Annotated in this window: 12 protein-coding genes and 1 pseudogene; 5 read left to right on the forward strand and 8 right to left on the reverse strand. The window is 68.8% G+C overall.

Translation table 11 applies throughout. The features are described from left to right. The first annotated feature begins 21 nt into the window (after positions 1–21). From DFQ15_RS13080 to DFQ15_RS13090, 3 genes are all read left to right on the forward strand, one after another. The gene (locus tag DFQ15_RS13080) at positions 22–723 is read left to right on the forward strand and encodes an FHA domain-containing protein (protein WP_110466401.1); all 702 of its coding nucleotides are present in this window, start codon (positions 22–24) and stop codon (positions 721–723) included. Positions 724–760: 37 nt separating this feature from the next. Then, positions 761–3,007, forward strand: coding sequence for a CHASE2 domain-containing protein (locus tag DFQ15_RS13085; RefSeq protein ID WP_110466402.1), 2,247 nt, complete (start codon positions 761–763; stop codon positions 3,005–3,007). A gap of 301 nt (positions 3,008–3,308) precedes the next feature. Beyond that, a complete protein-coding gene (locus DFQ15_RS13090; RefSeq protein ID WP_310593143.1) occupies positions 3,309–3,791 on the forward strand; it encodes a pilin in 483 nt (160 codons plus the stop codon). An 85-nt stretch (positions 3,792–3,876) separates the two neighbouring features. Here DFQ15_RS13090 and DFQ15_RS13095 read toward each other — a convergent pair whose 3' ends face one another. The 4 genes from DFQ15_RS13095 to DFQ15_RS13110 all read right to left on the reverse strand — a co-directional run bounded on the left by DFQ15_RS13095 (position 3,877) and on the right by DFQ15_RS13110 (position 8,534). Next, a complete protein-coding gene (locus tag DFQ15_RS13095) occupies positions 3,877–4,254 on the reverse strand; it encodes a hypothetical protein (protein ID WP_110466403.1) in 378 nt (125 codons plus the stop codon). A gap of 284 nt (positions 4,255–4,538) precedes the next feature. Then, positions 4,539–5,849, reverse strand: coding sequence for a phospholipase A (locus tag DFQ15_RS13100; RefSeq protein ID WP_110466404.1), 1,311 nt, complete (start codon positions 5,847–5,849; stop codon positions 4,539–4,541). Then, entirely contained in the window at positions 5,846–6,412 is a 567-nt protein-coding gene (locus tag DFQ15_RS13105) for a hypothetical protein (RefSeq protein WP_110466405.1), read from the reverse strand. Before DFQ15_RS13105 ends, DFQ15_RS13100 begins: the two co-directional genes overlap by 4 nt. 13 nt (positions 6,413–6,425) lie before the next feature. Continuing rightward, positions 6,426–8,534: an ATP-dependent helicase gene (locus DFQ15_RS13110; protein ID WP_110466406.1), complete on the reverse strand. Its 2,109-nt coding sequence runs from the start codon at positions 8,532–8,534 to the stop codon at positions 6,426–6,428. A gap of 228 nt (positions 8,535–8,762) precedes the next feature. On the opposite strand from DFQ15_RS13110, the pseudogene DFQ15_RS13115 reads away from it, so the two are divergent. After that, positions 8,763–10,061 (forward strand): annotated as a pseudogene (locus tag DFQ15_RS13115) (phospholipase D-like domain-containing protein). A gap of 104 nt (positions 10,062–10,165) precedes the next feature. Here DFQ15_RS13115 and DFQ15_RS13120 read toward each other — a convergent pair. Together DFQ15_RS13120 and DFQ15_RS13125 are read right to left on the reverse strand one after the other, a co-directional pair. Beyond that, positions 10,166–11,038: a PhzF family phenazine biosynthesis protein gene (locus DFQ15_RS13120; RefSeq protein WP_110466407.1), complete on the reverse strand. Its 873-nt coding sequence runs from the start codon at positions 11,036–11,038 to the stop codon at positions 10,166–10,168. After that, entirely contained in the window at positions 11,038–12,234 is a 1,197-nt protein-coding gene (locus DFQ15_RS13125; protein WP_110466408.1) for an aminotransferase-like domain-containing protein, read from the reverse strand. The genes DFQ15_RS13120 and DFQ15_RS13125 overlap by 1 nt, the downstream gene beginning before the upstream one ends. Before the next feature lie 201 nt (positions 12,235–12,435). Between DFQ15_RS13125 and DFQ15_RS13130 the strand changes: the two genes are divergently transcribed. Beyond that, on the forward strand, positions 12,436–13,887 hold the full coding sequence (locus tag DFQ15_RS13130) for an aminotransferase-like domain-containing protein (protein ID WP_110466450.1): 1,452 nt from the start codon (positions 12,436–12,438) through the stop codon (positions 13,885–13,887). Between the two features lie 197 nt (positions 13,888–14,084). Here DFQ15_RS13130 and DFQ15_RS13140 read toward each other — a convergent pair whose 3' ends face one another. Together DFQ15_RS13140 and DFQ15_RS13145 are read right to left on the reverse strand one after the other, a co-directional pair. After that, positions 14,085–15,140: a type II toxin-antitoxin system HipA family toxin gene (locus DFQ15_RS13140; RefSeq protein ID WP_233504497.1), complete on the reverse strand. Its 1,056-nt coding sequence runs from the start codon at positions 15,138–15,140 to the stop codon at positions 14,085–14,087. 323 nt (positions 15,141–15,463) lie between these two features. Beyond that, positions 15,464–15,805: a helix-turn-helix domain-containing protein gene (locus DFQ15_RS13145; protein ID WP_110466409.1), complete on the reverse strand. Its 342-nt coding sequence runs from the start codon at positions 15,803–15,805 to the stop codon at positions 15,464–15,466. Positions 15,806–15,847: the final 42 nt, after the last annotated feature.

The following is a 15,847-nucleotide window of genomic DNA, read 5'->3' on the forward strand; positions in this document are numbered from 1 at the left end:
AGAACCGGAGCAGGAATCGGCATGGCCAAGCTGTTGTTGTCCCTCGAGGGAATCACGATCCGGGAGGTCGCGCTGGTCAAGGACCGCACCACCATCGGCCGCCGGCCCTACAGCGATATCGTCGTCGACAGCCCGGTGGTGAGCGGCGAGCATGCCGTCGTCCACCTGGCGCCCGACGGCCAGGCGGCGATCGAGGACCTGCAGAGCGTCAACGGCACCGTGGTCAACGGCGTGCTGGTGCTGCGGCAGAACCTGAAGCACGGCGACGTGGTCGAGATCGGCCGGCTGACGCTGACCTTCGACCAAGAGCCCGGAAGCACCGGCGCGGCGCGCCGATCCGGCCGCGCCGATGCCGCCGCCGCCCAGGCCGCGTCCGATGCCGAACGCGATGCGGCGCTGGCCGGCATCCCGCTCTTCGCCGAGACCGCCACGGCGCCCGATTCCGGCGCCGCCCCGGTGCGGCCGGCGGCCATCCGCATCCTGTCGGGCGCCGCCGCCGGCCGCGCGGTGGACCTGCACAAGGTGGTCACCACCATCGGCAAGTCGGGCATCGGCGTGGCGGCGATCACCCGCCGGCCGCAGGGCTTCATCCTCGCCTACGTCGAGGGCGAAGCGATGCCTTTCGTCAACGGCGTCAGCGCCCGCCGTGTCCCGGTGATGCTGCGCCCCGGCGACCTGATCGAACTGGCGGGCATCCGCATGCAGTTCGACCAGGCCGCCTGAGCCACCGCACGGCCGCCGTGGCAGTACCGCCGGCCGCATGAATTTCCTGCGCCGCCACGGCCCGCGCATCGCCGTCACCCTGGTGCCGGTGGTGCTGGCCCTGTGGCATGCGACACTCGCCACCGAATGGGCGCCGATCCACCGGCTGGACGCCGCCCTCTACGATATCCGGCTGCGTGCCACCATGCCCGGCACCCGCGACGACCGCATCGTCATCGTCGACATCGACGAGCGCAGCCTCGACGAGATCGGCCACTGGCCCTGGGGCCGCGACAAGGTCGCCCGGCTGGTCGACGAGCTGTTCGACCGGCAGAAGGCCGCCGTCCTGGGCATGGACGTGCTGTTCGCCGAAGCCGACCAGAGCTCGGGCCTGGGCAGCCTGCGCCAGCTGGCCGAGGGACCCCTGCGCGGCCACCCCGGCTTCGCAGAGAGCCTGCGCCAGCTGGAGCCGGCGCTCGACTACGACGGGCGCTTCGCCCAGTCCCTGGCCAGGCGCCCCGCCGTGCTCGGCTACTACTTCACCAGCGACCGCGAGGGCCGGACCAAGGGCGTGCTGCCGGCGCCGGTCCTGCGCGGTGCCGAATACGCCGCCCTCGCTCGGGGGCAGGGGCCGGTCGTGCCGCCCCTGCAGGCCTATGGCTGGAACGGCTACGGCGCCAACCTGGCGGGACTGGTGTCGGCCGTGCCGCTGGCGGGCTTCTTCAATTCGATCACCGACGCCGACGGCGTGGTGCGCAGCGTGCCGGTCATCGCCCAGTACCGGGGCCACTACTACGAATCGCTGGCGCTGGCGATGTTCCGCCTGGTCCACGGGCGGGCCGATCTGCTGCCGGTCCTGGTGCCGGCGGTCAAAGGCGACAGCGGCCTGCGGGTCGTCGAGAAGCTGCTGCTGCAGACGCCCGGCGCCCTGCTGCCGGTGCGGGTCGACGCCAGCGCCGCCACCCTGGTGCCGTACCGGGGGCCGGGCGGCGCCCGGGGCGGGTCGTTCGGCTACGTCTCCGCCGCGGCCGTGCTCAAGGGCCAGCTGCCCGCCGGCTCCCTGCAGGGCAAGATCGCACTGCTCGGCTCCACCGCGCCCGGCCTGCTGGATCTGCGGGTCACGCCGGTCGGCGAAACCTATCCCGGCGTGGAGACGCACGCCAACGTCATCTCGGGCTGGCTCGACGGCCGCAGCCTGATCCGCCCCGACTACGCGCGCGGCTACGACGCCGCGGCGCTGCTGGTGGCCGGCCTGCTGCTGGCGCTGGCGCTGCCGTTACTGTCGGTGCTGTCGGGCACCTTGCTGGCGATCGCGGTCGCGGCCAGCCTGGCCGGACTCAATTTCTGGTTTTACCGCGCTCACGATCTCGTGATGCCGGTCGCTGCGCAATTGCTGATGGTCGTCGCGGCATACACGCTCAATATCGGCTACGGCTATTTCGTGGAAAGCCGCTCCCGCCGGCAGCTCGCCCGCCTGTTCGGCAACTACGTGCCGCGCGAATTGGTCCGAGAGATGGTCAAGGACCCCGAAAGCTACAACATGCAGGCGATCAACCGTGAGATGACCGTCATGTTCTGCGACATGCGCGGCTTCACCGCCCTGTCGGAGCAGATGGAGCCGCTCGCCCTGCAGGCCCTGCTCAATACCGTCTTCAGCCGCCTGACCCGCATTATCCGCAAACACCGCGGCACCATCGACAAATACATGGGCGACTGCGTGATGGCGTTCTGGGGCGCCCCGCTGGAAACCCCCCTCCACGCCCGCCTGGCCGTGGCCGCCGCCCTGGACATGGTCGAAGAGCTGAAGGTCCTGAACGCCGAACACCGCCAGCGCGGCCTGCCGGAAATCGGCATCGGGATCGGCATCAACACCGGCACCATGTGCGTCGGCGACATGGGCTCCTACAGCCGCCGCAGCTACACCGTGATCGGCGATGCGGTGAACCTGGGCGCGCGGCTGGAGAGCTTGTCGAAACTGTACGGCGTGCAGATCGTCGTCGGCGATCGCGCCCAGGCCCGGGCGGCCGATCTCTGTGCCTGGCGGGAACTGGACCGGGTGGTGGTGCGGGGCCGCCAGCAGGCCGTCACCGTCTACATGCCGGTCGCCGACATGCCCGAGGACGACACCTGGCCCGAGATGCTGCACGCGTACCGCGAATGCCGCTGGGACGAAGCGTCCGCCCTGCTGGCCCTCCAGCCGGTCGGGTCGGCGCTGCGCGATCTGTATGCCTCCCGGATCGAAGCGGCGCGGCAAAGACCTCCGATGGCGGATTGGGACGGGGCGTATCGGTTCGACAGCCGGTAGGGGGGTGCTCGGGGCCGTTCGGCGGCCGTCTGTTCGCCAGGGCCGGCTGCCGACGTTGCGCGCTGGCACCAAGGCCCGTGGGCACACGTCGGCGTCGACAGTGTCAACATGTCGCGTATCGATCCAAGGAGGCGGACAAAAGTGTCAACTCGTATCTTTGTCGCGGTGCTGGTGACAAGCTCGGCGCGCGAAGTTGTCGGTTCGGAGGCGACGGTCGCTTGTAACCGCGTGTTTTGCTGCTGGCATGGAAGCTGCTGATAAGGAGCGTCTTCCCCCCCCCCCCCACCTCTAGGAGTTTCCCATGAAGCGTTACATGTCCCGCAGTATTCAGCAAGCCCAGAAGGGCTTCACGTTGATGGAGTTGATGATCGTCGTGGCGATTATCGGTATTTTGGCCTCCGTTGCGCTTCCAGCTTATCAAGACTATGTTGCTCGTGCACAAATGTCTGAAGCACTCACGTTGGCATCTGGTCCTAAGGTCGCTATCAGCGAAGTTTTCGCACAAAACGGCAGCTGCCCCGTCAATGGCAGCGACGGTATCGCGCCTGCAGCCGATATCAAAGGAAAATATGTTGATTCGGTGACCACTGGCGGAGCTGCAGCGACTGGCGGCGGTTGCACAATCGTGGCTCTTATTAGCTCATCAACTGCCTCTAAGGGCATTCAAGGTAAGACCTTGACCCTGGCGCTGAGTAACGCTGATAAAGGCTCGAATGTTTGGACTTGCACTACCAGCGCGGCACAAAAATACGCTCCAAAGGCTTGCACCAGTACTGCTACATAATAGCACTTGATTTCCGATATGAGTGTGCTTTATTAAGGATAATATACAAAGAGGGCGCTCGGCGCCCTTTTTGTATGGTATTTAATTAATGAGCCGTGCGAACTGATCTGTCTCTTTTTCCGTGCGGCATGGTAGCAAGGCGTCGAAAAAGCCGTCGGCTATAGCCTGCAATACGCAAGCAGTTATTAATCTCTTCCACAGGCAGTGGCCCCGACACGACCACAATATCATTCGCAGCAGCTTGCGCACCTTCAGCCCGCAGTCGGCGTCGTGCGCCGATAGCCCACGACTGAATCCGCGCCGGACTCCCGTGCTGGTGAACCGTCCCGGTACTCGCATCGAACGCGATCGCCACGTTGTCCGTCTTCAGCCGCCAACGGCGCTCCCCTGTCGCAACGCTGGGGGCGTCGCCCATGTCGTACAGGTAGTAGCTGCCGGATTTCAATTGGTATTGCAGGTCCATCTGGAATCTCCTCGGTTGGATTGTCCAAGCGGGCTCCACCGGGGAGGGGTAGAGAAACGGTCGGAATGCGGGGCAATTCCGCCGATGAAAGCGGGCAACCCTGGTGGAACCGGGGTCGCGGACTAAACCGTTGGCGACACAATTGTAGGAATCTGGACGAAAGCGCGGAAGGTTGCCGGCTCTGAGTTGCAGTTCGAGCGGAATGTTACCGACTAGTGCGGCTCACCGGGACGTGCGTTCCGAGGCACGCGCGGGCCCGCCCGGTCGCCGCCCCGGATACCGGGTTAAAAGTCCACCAGGCTCAACCCTACGCTGAACACCGTCCGCTTGAAGTTGTAATCCGTCAGGCTGTCCCCGTATCCGCTGAACAGCTGCGTATGCAGCCGCAAACCGCTGAAGGTGTTTCCTGCGCCGTCGCCCAGCGACCGCAGCCACTCGATCCGGCCCGATCCGCGCTGGGTGCCACCGAAGGAACTGCGTGCGGTGGCGACGAAGGTGTTCTTGGCGTCGTAATGCCAGGTGCCGGTCAGCTCGCCGCGGCCGATGTAGTTGACGATCTGGGGGTTGTTGTCCTTGAAGCCCGATTCGTACAGCCGCTTCCAGGCGCGGGCCTGCAGACTGAAGTCGTTGCTTTTCTCGAAGCCGGTCATCAGGTAGAAGCGGTTCCAGCTGCGGGAGAGCGGGTCGCTCTGCCCGTTGGACTGGTGGACCAGGCCGGCACCGCTGTAGCGCCAGTTCCAGCCGCCGGGCAGGGCGGCGGTGGTGGGGTAGACGTAGATGACTTCGGGCTCGTAGTCGGTGCTGCGGAACGGGCGCGACAGGCCGCTGTTGAAGAACTGCCAGTACGACTGCTGGCTGTAGGCCACCCACAGCGAGTCGCGCAGGGTGGAGCCGGCGGGGGTCAACAGGCCGCCCGCGACCTTGGTGCGCATCGACAGCTGCAGCCGCAGCTCTTCCTTACGGTAGTCGAGCGCGGTGGTGGCGTTGTTGTTGGCGTTTTCCGAACGCGGCATGCGGTTGACCGAATTGGCACCGACGACCGACAGGCTGTTCGCGCGGAAACCCCGCAGGCTGAAGGTGGGGCAGTTGCTGCCCGACTCCAGCTCCCAGAAGCGCGACAGGTTCGAGAACTGGCGGTCCTTGCAGCCCTGCTCCAGGCCGACGCCGACGATGCCCGCCGACGCGGTGACGCTGCCGCCCTCGGCCGTGGCCGGCTGGGTGGCGGCCAGGGCGGCGGCGACGTCCGCGCGCAGGGCCGATGGCGCGGCACCGGGCGGCGCGGTGCCGGTGCCGGCCGCCTCGGTGGAGCGGGCCTCGACGGCATCGACGATCTTCTGCTGGGACTTCGACCACTGGTCGAAACAGAGCAGGCGCTCGGTGTCGTCGGCCAGGGTGGCGCACTGCTGCCAGGCGGTGGCGGTGGCGACCCGGCCTTCGGTGACGGGCGCCAGCGGCGCGGCCTTGGCACCGGGCCGGGCGACCGGCGGCTTGGCGGTGGCGGCGCGCGCCTTCTGCGTTTGTGTCTGCGTCTGGGCATGCGCCACGCCGGCGGAGCCGACGGCCAGCAACGCCAGGACGAGCGAGGCCTTCTTCATCGTGCGGCGGCGGGGCGCTGCAGCACGAACGGGCGCTTGCTGTTGGTGGCTGAGTCGGTCCATATTCCTTCGATCTTCCTGCCGCAACTGCCGGCGGTGACATGCCCTTCCCAGAGGGCGGTGAGGTTCTTTCCATCCGACGATGCGTCGACGGCGAAGACGCCCTCGTCCACGTCGCCGGCGACGGTGCCCGAGGCATCGCCGTAGGCCACGGTGCCGCGCACCGCGCCATCGAAATCCGGATGCACCACGAAGTCGACGGTGCCGCGGTCCGGCCGATTGGCGAAGCGCACCTCCCAGCGGCCCAGCAGTTCGGCCTGGCCCACCTTCTCGGCGGCGGGGCAGGCGGCGGTGCGGACCGCGGGCGGTGCGACCGGCGGTGCGGCGGCCGCGGGGGGCGAAACAAGCGGCGCGCCGGAGGCGGCGTCGGCCGCGTGTACGGCGGCCGACGACACTGACGCGAGCAGGATCAGCAGCACCGCCGCAAGAAGGGCGGCCGGGCGGTGGTGGCGGGAACGAAGGCGCAGCTGCAGGCGCAGGGGCAAGGGCAAGGGCAGGGGCATCGCGTGTGGGTTTTCAGGCGGCCGGCTGGGCGGAGGCGGCCGCGGCCAGCGCCGAGGCGTCGGCTTTCATGGCGAATTCGGCGCGCAGGGCGCGCAGCTTCTCGCGGGGGTCTTCGCGGGTGGTGGCCTGGTCCAGACCCATCTCGGCGATGAAGCGGCTGGGCCGGGCGGCGACCATCTCGCGGCCCTTCTTGCGCTTGCGGGTCCAGCTGACGGCCAGGCTGCGCTGGGCGCGGGTGATGCCCACGTACATCAGGCGACGCTCTTCCTGCAGGCGCTGGGTGGTGTCGTCGCTCACCACCTTCTGGCGGCCCTCGTCGTCGTCGAGCTTGAAGGGCAGCATGCCCTCGGTCACGCCGACCAGGATGACGTGCGGCCACTCCAGGCCCTTCGAGGCGTGCAGGGTCGAGAGCGTCACCACGTCCTGGTCCTGCTCGCGCTCGCCGATGGTCGAGAGCAGCGAGATCGTCTGCGCCACTTCCAGCAGGGTCTTGGCCTCGGTCGCGGCGCCAGCGCCCGAGGCGTCCTCGATCTGGCCGCCGCAGCGCTGGCTCATCCAGTCGCAGAAATCGAGCACGTTGGTCCAGCGGGCCGCGGCGACCTTCTCGCTGTCCTCGCCGTCGTAGAGGTGCTGCTCGTAGCCGATCTCTTTGAGCCACTCGAGCATGAAGGCCTTGGCGTCCTCGGCGCCGACGGTGCGGCGGGCGCGGAACTCCAGGTCGTTCACGTAGCGGCCGAATTCCAGCAGGCTGCCCATGGCGCGCTCGGGCAGCATCGACGGCAGCGACGCGCTGAAGAGCGATGCGAACATGCTCTGCCGGTAGCTCTCGGAGAACTCGCCCAGCTTGCCGAGCGTGGTGTGGCCGATGCCGCGCTTGGGCGTGGTGATCGCCCGCAGGAAGGCCGGGTCGTCGTCGTGGTTGACCCACAGCCGGAACCAGGCGCACAGGTCCTTGATCTCGGCGCGGTCGAAGAAGCTCTGCCCGCCGGAGACCTTGTACGGGATCTGCACCCGGCGCAGCGCCTTCTCGAACGCCTTGGCCTGGTGGTTGGCGCGGTAGAGGATCGCGAAGTGCCGGAACTCCTGGAACTGCCCGCCGCTGGTGACCACCGAGGTGCCGGCGCGCAGGCTCTGGATGCGGGCGACGGCGCGCTCGGCCTCGTGCTCCTCGGTGTCGGCATCGACCACCCGCACCGGGTCGCCCTCGCCCAGTTCGCTGAACAGGGTCTTGGGGAACAGCTTCGGATTGGGGCCGATCACGTTGTTTGCCGCGCGCAGGATCGCGCTGGTGGAGCGGTAGTTCTGCTCCAGCTTGATGACCTTCAGCTGCGGGAAGTCGACCGGCAGCTTCTTCAAATTGTCGAGCGTGGCGCCGCGCCAGCCGTAGATCGACTGGTCGTCGTCGCCCACCGCGGTGAAGCGGCCGCGCTCGCCCACCAGGTGCTTGAGCACCTCGTACTGGGTGGCGTTGGTGTCCTGGTACTCGTCGACCAGCACATGGCCCATCGCCTGCTGCCAGCGCATCCGCACGTCGGGGTAGTCCTTCAGCAGCTTCAGCGGCATGCCGATCAGGTCGTCGAAATCGACGCTCTGGTAGGCCGAGAGCCGCTCCTCGTAGCGGGCCATCACCTGGGCGATGATCCGCTCGTTGTCGTCGGCGGCCCGGGCCAGGGCGTCGGCCGAGTTCATGCCGGCGTTCTTCCACTTGCTGATCACCCACTGCCACTGGCGGGCGGTGGCCGCATCGGCGGTGCCGCCGGCGGCGTCCTTCAGGATGCTGGTGACGTCGTCGGAATCCAGAATGCTGAACTGCGGCTTCAGGCCCAGCACCTTGCCGTCTTCCCGCATCATCCGCACGCCCAGGGCGTGGAAGGTGCAGATCACCACGTCCTTGGCCTGCCGGCCGATCAGGCTCTTGGCCCGCTCGCGCATTTCCGCGGCGGCCTTGTTGGTGAAGGTGATGGCGGCGATGCGCTTGGGCGCCACGCCGTTCTGGATCAGGTTGCCGATCTTGTGGGTGATCACCCGCGTCTTGCCCGAGCCGGCGCCCGCCAGCACCAGGCAGGGCCCGTGCATGTAGTTCACCGCTTCTTGCTGGGCGAGGTTCAGGCCGGCGGACATGGAGCGCAAAGGGGCGGGGGCTGCAGCAAAAAAGGGGGAATGGGTCGGCCGGGGCCGGGCCGCGGCGCCGGCCGTGCGAGCGGCTGGCGGGGCGCGCAATGATAGCGGCCCGGCCGACAGCCGGCTGTGGCGAATATCCCGCTTTCTGGTAACGCCTGCTTGCGCATCCCGCCCCTGCGGGCCCTAGAGTGGCACCGCCCCCCCCCGCCGCCCCACCGATCGCCCCGCATGCATCCTCGCTCCCTGCCGCTGAAGGCGATCCTGATCACCTTCTTCCTGACGCTGGCCTCCACGCTGCTGCTGCTCAACTTCAGCTCGGGCGAGAAGAAACTCGAGGAGCAGTTGCCGCGCCTCTACGACCTGCACGATCCGCAATACCAGCGCGCCATGGGCGTGCTGCTCGGCCCGCCGATCCGGGAGGGCAACCGCACCCAGGCGCTGGTCAACGGCGACCGCATCTTCCCTTCGATGCTCGAGGCGATCCGCGGCGCGCAGAATACGATCACCTTCGAGACCTACATCTACTGGTCGGGCGACATCGGCCGTGCCTTCGCCGATGCGCTCACCGAGCGCGCCCGCGCCGGGGTCAAGGTGCACGTGCTGCTCGACTGGCTGGGCAGCGCCAAGATCGACGAGGAGTTCCTGGAGCAGATGCGCGGGGCCGGCGTGGAGATCCAGAAGTTCCACGAGCCGCACTGGTACCACTGAGGCCGGATGAACAACCGTACCCACCGCAAGCTGCTGGTGGTCGACGGCCGCACCGGCTTCACCGGCGGCGTGGGCATCGCCCCCGAATGGACCGGCGACGCCTAGAGCCCCGAGCACTGGCGCGACACCCACTTCCGCGTCGAAGGCCCGGTGGTCGCGCAGATGCAGGCCGTCTTCATGCACAACTGGACCAAGGCCTCGGGCGAGGTGCTGCACGGCGAGCCGTACTTCCCCGCGCTGCAGCCGATCGCGGGCATCGCCGCCGGCCAGGGCCGCGTACAGATGTTCAGCAGCTCCCCTTCGGGCGGCAGCGAGAGCATGCATCTGATGTACCTGATGGCGATCACCGCGGCCCAGCGCCGCATCGATCTGTCGAGCGCCTACTTCGTGCCCGACAAGCTGACGGTGCGCGCCCTGGTGGCCGCGATGCGGCGCGGGGCGCAGGTGCGCATCGTCACCCCCGGCCCGATCATGGACGCGCAGACGGTGCGCAGCGCCTCCCGCGCGCTCTGGGGCCCGCTGCTGGCCGCCGGTGCCGAAATCCGCGAATACCAGCCGACGATGTACCACTGCAAGGTGCTGATCGTCGACGGCCTGCTGGTCTCGGTCGGCTCCACCAACTTCGACAACCGCTCGTTCCGGCTCAACGACGAGGCCAACCTCAACCTCTACGACGAAGCCTTCGCCGCCGAGCAGAACGCCATTTTCGAACGCGACCTGGCCGTGGCCAGGCAACTGACGATGGCGCAGTGGCTCGACCGGCCGTGGAACGAGAAGCTGATGGAGCGGGCGTCCGCGCTGCTCGCGGCGCAGCTGTGAGTCCGTCCGGGTGTGCCGTCGCTCTGCTATCGAATAAATAGCTGGCGGTCGTCGTACTGCGCCGGCTGCGGCTACTTTTGTTCAAGAAACGGGCTGTGGCCGCCTCACAGCAGAACGGTGCCCTGGATGCACGGCGCGACGTCGCCGCCGATCCAGGTGGTGCCGTCGTCGTCCTGCTCGACGAAGACGCGGCCGGCGCGGCCCAGGCATTCGCCCTGCGACGCGAGGTAGGCGCGCGGCACCGCGCCCTCGGCGATCAGCCACTGCGCCAGCGACGCGTTCAGGCTGCCGGTGACCGGGTCTTCGGGTACGCCGATCGGCGCGGCGAAGGCGCGCACCAGCAGGGCATGCGCGCCGGGCGCCGGCTGCGGGTCGACGTGCACCACGCCCACCTTCACGTCGAGTTGCTTCAGCCGGGCATGGTCGGGCGCCAGGGCCAGCACGGTGTGGGCGCTGTCGAGCTGCAGGCCGAGCCAGACCGGGCCGTTGTCGAGCAGCTGCGCGCCGCGGATCTCCTGCGGCTTCAGGCCCAGCGCCCGGGCCACCTGGGCCAGCACCGACGGGGCCGGGTCGCGCCGCCGCAGCGGCGGGGCGGCGAAGGCGGGCCGGTCGCCGGTCTGGCGGATGCGGACCAGGCCCGCGCCGCATTCCTGCACCACCAGGCCCGGGCGGCGGGGCGTGCCGCCGGCGGCGCGCCAGGCGTGGCAGCTGCCGAGCGTCGGGTGGCCTGCGAAGGGCAGCTCGCCGCCGGGCGTGAAGATGCGGACCCGGTAGTCGGCCTCGGGCGTGGTCGGCGGCAGCAGGAAGCTGGTCTCCGACAGGTTGGTCCAGCCGGCGAAGCGTTGCATCTGCGCGTTCGACAGACCGTCGCCGTCGACCACCACCGCCAGCGGATTGCCCAGGCCGGCTTCGGCGCTGAAGACATCGATCTGCTGGAAGGGCCGCGCGCGGGGCGGTGCGGCAGGAGACGGGACCATCACGCCGCCGCGTCGGCCAGCGCCGCGCGCCGCGGCCGCGATTCGCGCACCGCGGCGGCCAGGGCGGCGATGCCGGTATCGATCTGCGCCACGCTGGCGGTGACGAAGGACGGGCGCAGCGCGCGGGCATCGCCGGCACCGGCATAGAAGGGCAGGCCGGGCACGAAGGCGACGCCCTTCTCCACCGCGCGGGGCAGCAAGGCGGTGGCGTCCATGCCGGCGGGCAGGCGCAGCCACAGGAACATGCCGCCGACGGGGGTGTTCCACTCCACGCCCAGGCCGCCCATCTCGCGCTGCAGCGCGGCCAGCATCGCGTCGCGCTGGCGCTTGTACAGCGCCCGGATGGTGGGCACGTGGCGGTCGAGGAAGCCGTCCTTCATCACCTCGGCCACCACCCGCTGGTTGAAGCTCGCGCTGTGCAGGTCGGCGGCCTGCTTGGCCATCGTGAGGCGGCGGTGCAGCTCGGGCGGCGCCACCATGAAGCCCAGGCGCAGACCGGGCGCCAGCACCTTGCTGAACGAGCCCATGTAGATGCAGCCCTCGGGGTTGCGGGCGGTGAGCGAGGCGGGCGGCGGCGCGTCGAACCACAGCTCGCCGTAGGGGTTGTCCTCGAGGATCGGCACGCCGCGTGCGGCGGCGCGGGCCGAGAGCGCCATGCGGCGCGCCTCGTCCATCGTGCGGCCGGTGGGGTTCTGGAAATTGGGCAGGGCGTAGAGGAAGCGGGCGCCCTCGGCCTTGGCGGCCAGATCGTCCACGTCGATGCCGCCCGCGTCGCTGGCCACCCCGACCACCTCGGGCTCCATCGGCGCGAAGGCCTGCAGCGCGCCCAGATAGGTGGGCGTCTCCACCAGGATGCGGCTGCCCGGATCGACCAGCACCTTGGCCGCCAGGTCCAGGCCCTGCTGCGACCCGGTGGTGATCAGCACGTCGGCCGGGTCGACGTTCCAGGGCAGGCCGGCCGCGACCGCCTCACGCAGCGCGGGCAGGCCTTCGGTGGTGGCGTACTGCAGCGCGGCGCGGCCGTCGTCCTTCAAGACCTTCCGGCAGGCCTCGGCGAAGGCCTCGACCGGGAAGGCCTCGGGCGAGGGCAGGCCGCCGGCGAAGCTGATGATGCCGGGCCGCTCGGTGAGCTTGAGCAGGTCGCGGATCGCGGAGGAGGTCATCTTGCGGGTGCGGGCGGCCAGGGTCCAGTGCATGTCGAAATCCTTCGGGTGGGACGTGGGAGGCGTCGAGACGGAACCGGTGAGAAAAAACGGGCGTGGCCGTGCGGCACGTTGAATTCTTGCCAGGTCACGGCCGCTACTTTAAAGTGCATAGCCATCACAGTACCGGTACAGATGGACGATCAATTGGCCTATCTGTACCGGACGATCCACTGGCACACGACGCCCTTCACCATGCTGACCCGCACCCCCAGCCAGACCCTCACCGAACAACTGGCCGGACGCCTGGCCGAGCGGGTGCGCTCCGGCCTGCTGGTGCCGGGCGCCCGGCTGCCCTCGGTGCGCGAATGCGCCCGCCAGCAGGGCGTGAGCCCGCACACGGTGGTCGCCGCCTACGACCTGCTGCTGGCCCAGGGCCTGGTGGAGGCGCAACGCCAGCGCGGCTTCTTCGTGCGGGATTCGGGGCCCAAAAGGCCCGAAGCCGGCGATACGGGCCGGCCTTCAGCTACTAAAAAAATAGCAGAGGCCGCGCAGCCGCTGCGCCCGCTCCATGCCTCGCCGATGCAGGCCACCGCACTGATCCGCGGCATGTTCCACACGCCCTCGGGCCGCGCCCAGCCGGGCTCGGGCGTGATGCCGCCCGATTGGCTGGACCTGCCCGCGCTGCCCGCCGCGGTGCGCAAGGTGGTCGCCAGCGCCGCCTGGGCCCGCAGTGCGCTGCAGTACGGCGAGCCGCTGGGCGACGCGGGCCTGCGCGAAGTGCTTTCGCGCCGCCTGGCGCAGATCGGCATCGAGGCGCCGCCCGCGCAGATCATGACCACTGTGGGCGCCACCCATGCGCTCGACATCGTCAGCCGCACCCTGCTGAAGGCCGGCGACCCGGTGATGGTGGAAGAGCCCGGCTGGTCGGTCGAGTTCGCGCGGCTGGCCTCGCTCGGCATGCGGGTGCTGCCGGTGCCCCGCAACGCGGCCGGCCCCGACCTGGAGGTGATGGCCCGCTATTGCGAGGCCCATGCGCCGCGCCTCTTCGTCAGCGTCAGCGTGTTCCACAACCCGACCGGCTACTGCCTCTCGCCCGGCAGCGCCCACCGGCTGCTGGAGCTGAGTGCCAAGCACGACTTCCACATCGTCGAGGACGACACCTACGGCCACATCGCGCCCGAACACGCCACCCGCGTCACCGCACTCGACGGCCTGCGCCGCACCCTCTACGTGGGGGGCTTCGCCAAGATCCTGGCGCCCAACTGGCGCATCGGCTTCCTGGCCGCGCCGCCGGACTTGCTGGAGCGGATGCTCGACACCAAGCTGCTCGCCACCCTCACCACCCCGTCGCTGCTGGAGAAAGCCATGGCCATCTGCATCGAGCAGGGCCAGCTACGCCGCCACGCCCAGCGTGTGCGCGCCCGCCTGGACACCGCCCGCAGCCGCAGCGTCAAGCTGGCCCAGGCGGCCGGCTGCCGCTTCGTGGCCGAGCCGATGGGCATCTTCGGCTGGGTGGACACTGGGGTGGACACCGACATCCTGGCCCAGCGCATGCTCGACGACGGCTGGCTGCTGGCGCCGGGGGCGCTGTTCCACGCCACCCGCGCGCCCAGCACGCTGATGCGGATCAATTTCGCGAATACGCAGGAGGCGGAGTTCTGGCGGGCGTTCGAGAAGATGCGGGACGCGGTGCGGGGCGAGTGAGGTGGCCGGGTTGGTGCGTCGCTCGTAGTGCGTCCACATTCGTAGCACCCGAACCGTGTGCTCTTGCGCAATGACCTCGTACACCAAGCGATGCTGGATAGCGATGCGCCGTGAGTACGCACCGGCCAGATCGCCCACGAGCGCGAAGGCAATGTGCATCGCCTCGAAGCTGCCGGCCCCGGCTCGATCCCCCTGCGTCAGGGCAGCAGCTTGCGCGTATTCACGGTACTGATGTCGTCCAGATGCCGGAACGCGGTCGCCACCTTGGCGATGTCGTGGTCCGCGACGCCGGACTGCCCGAACGACACCTTCCACTCCCGCACGGCCCGCCACACCTCGCCGATCAGGGCGCATGCGCGGGCCCGGCCCAAGGAGAATATCGCATGTCCGGCCAAGGCGTTGTCGATCGTCGCAACACGGCCCTGCGGCCCGATGCCCAGGTGCAGATAACGCTCGGCCGCGTGGCTCGGGCGCGGCAGGACGTCGTAGAGCGGGCTCAGCCGCCAGCCGGGTAGCCGGGGGTCCCACAAAAAACCGTGGTTGCGCAGGTGGTCGTCGTCGTTGCTGGCGAAGATGTTGAAGACCATCCGCTTGAAAAGCTCTTCGTTGTCCGCCCGGATCGCATCCGGATGGCAGTAGCGGCGCACGGCAGCCGCCAGGTCTGCATAGGACTTGATGCGCGATTCGGTCTCGTCGCATCCCACCATGGTCAGACCGCTGACGAAACCCATACGGCGCTCGGTCCGTCCGCCTGCCTCCATGAGATCGGTCGATGCGTCGGGCCGCGTGTCGTGCGCCAGCCAGTAGCGGTCGAAACGACGGATCATCATGATGCGGCGATCGCCGAGCATGCGCGTGGCAACCGGGGGCACCTGCAGCCCCGTCTCTCGGGCCAGTACCAAAGCAGCGCACTCGACTGCCGGAATGTCGAATGCGTCGTGTCGGCTCTGGAACTTGGCGAGCCAGAGCGTCCCGCTTCCATCGCGCACCGACGCCTTGGGCCGGGCACCCCCGAGGGCAGTGCCTGCCACGAAGATCGGGTCGAGATGCGCGGGGACCGTTTCGCCTGCCTCGATCCGCTCGGCCGCTTCCATCAGGTAGGCGAGCGTGTGCACGTCGCCGGTGGTACCGGTGGGCGCTTCCGCAAGGCCGGTGCGGACGTCCAGTGCGCCGACGCGCTCGCTTCCCGCATGCAGCAGGTACTGCGACTCGGGCAGGCTGTTCGCCGGGACCTTGAGCTTGGCTTCGATCACCCGGCGACCCCAGGAGTCCGGCGCGGCATCACGGATGCCACCGAAGCCCGTCAGGTTGTGAATGGGCAGCAGCAGCCTGCCTCTGACCGGCTCCGGGCCGCCGATGCCCAGGCTGACCGGATCGACCTCCAGCGCATCGGGGCGCTGGAGATAGTTGAGGCCATAGGCAAAACGCGATGTCAGCAGTTCGGGGCCTTGCTAGGTCAGGGTGAGCTGGCCACACGGCGCCCAGTCTTCGCCGAGGTGGGCGAAGGCGATCAACTTGCGTTCTTTTGCCGGCATGGGGTGGCGCAGGAAACAGGGCTATCGCCGCGGGGACGCGATCAGAAGTTCAGCTCGTCCCGTTCGGCGGCGCTCAGGTCGCGCACCCGCCGGGTCGCCTCGTGGGCCTGCAGTGCGGCCAGTGCGGGATCGGTCTGCATCAGGAGGTCTGCCAAAGTGGCCCCCGGGGCGATGGCGTCCAGGTACCGCAGCCACTGGCCGATGGCGAGGCCCGGATCGCCTTTTTCCAGCCGGTAGGCGGTGTTGCGCGAAATGCCCGCACGCAGTGCCGCATCTGCCTGCTTGATCTTGCGTGCGTGGCGCAAGCGGGCGAAAAGATGGCCGAGTTGGCTGGCTTCCTGCAGCAGATGCGATGCCAAGACTGCCGATTGCTGCACTTTCATGGTGATAAGTCGAAGCAGTAGGTGTTCGTCATATCGAACATT

Source organism: Xylophilus ampelinus, from assembly GCF_003217575.1.
In the GTDB taxonomy this organism is placed as follows: Bacteria; Pseudomonadota; Gammaproteobacteria; order Burkholderiales; family Burkholderiaceae_C; genus Xylophilus; species Xylophilus ampelinus.

What these genes read in the sequence shown, in the direction of transcription:
- DFQ15_RS13080 (WP_110466401.1), top strand. Translation starts at nt 22, where the DNA reads ATGGCCAAGCTGTTGTTGTCCCTCGAGGGAATCACGATCCGGGAGGTC.
- DFQ15_RS13110 (WP_110466406.1), bottom strand. Translation starts at nt 8,534, where the DNA reads ATGTCCGCCGGCCTGAACCTCGCCCAGCAAGAAGCGGTGAACTACATG.
- DFQ15_RS13130 (WP_110466450.1), top strand. Translation starts at nt 12,436, where the DNA reads ATGCTGACCCGCACCCCCAGCCAGACCCTCACCGAACAACTGGCCGGA.
- DFQ15_RS13120 (WP_110466407.1), bottom strand. Translation starts at nt 11,038, where the DNA reads ATGGTCCCGTCTCCTGCCGCACCGCCCCGCGCGCGGCCCTTCCAGCAG.
- DFQ15_RS13100 (WP_110466404.1), bottom strand. Translation starts at nt 5,849, where the DNA reads ATGAAGAAGGCCTCGCTCGTCCTGGCGTTGCTGGCCGTCGGCTCCGCC.
- DFQ15_RS13145 (WP_110466409.1), bottom strand. Translation starts at nt 15,805, where the DNA reads ATGAAAGTGCAGCAATCGGCAGTCTTGGCATCGCATCTGCTGCAGGAA.
- DFQ15_RS13085 (WP_110466402.1), top strand. Translation starts at nt 761, where the DNA reads ATGAATTTCCTGCGCCGCCACGGCCCGCGCATCGCCGTCACCCTGGTG.
- DFQ15_RS13105 (WP_110466405.1), bottom strand. Translation starts at nt 6,412, where the DNA reads ATGCCCCTGCCCTTGCCCTTGCCCCTGCGCCTGCAGCTGCGCCTTCGT.
- DFQ15_RS13095 (WP_110466403.1), bottom strand. Translation starts at nt 4,254, where the DNA reads ATGGACCTGCAATACCAATTGAAATCCGGCAGCTACTACCTGTACGAC.
- DFQ15_RS13090 (WP_310593143.1), top strand. Translation starts at nt 3,309, where the DNA reads ATGAAGCGTTACATGTCCCGCAGTATTCAGCAAGCCCAGAAGGGCTTC.
- DFQ15_RS13125 (WP_110466408.1), bottom strand. Translation starts at nt 12,234, where the DNA reads ATGCACTGGACCCTGGCCGCCCGCACCCGCAAGATGACCTCCTCCGCG.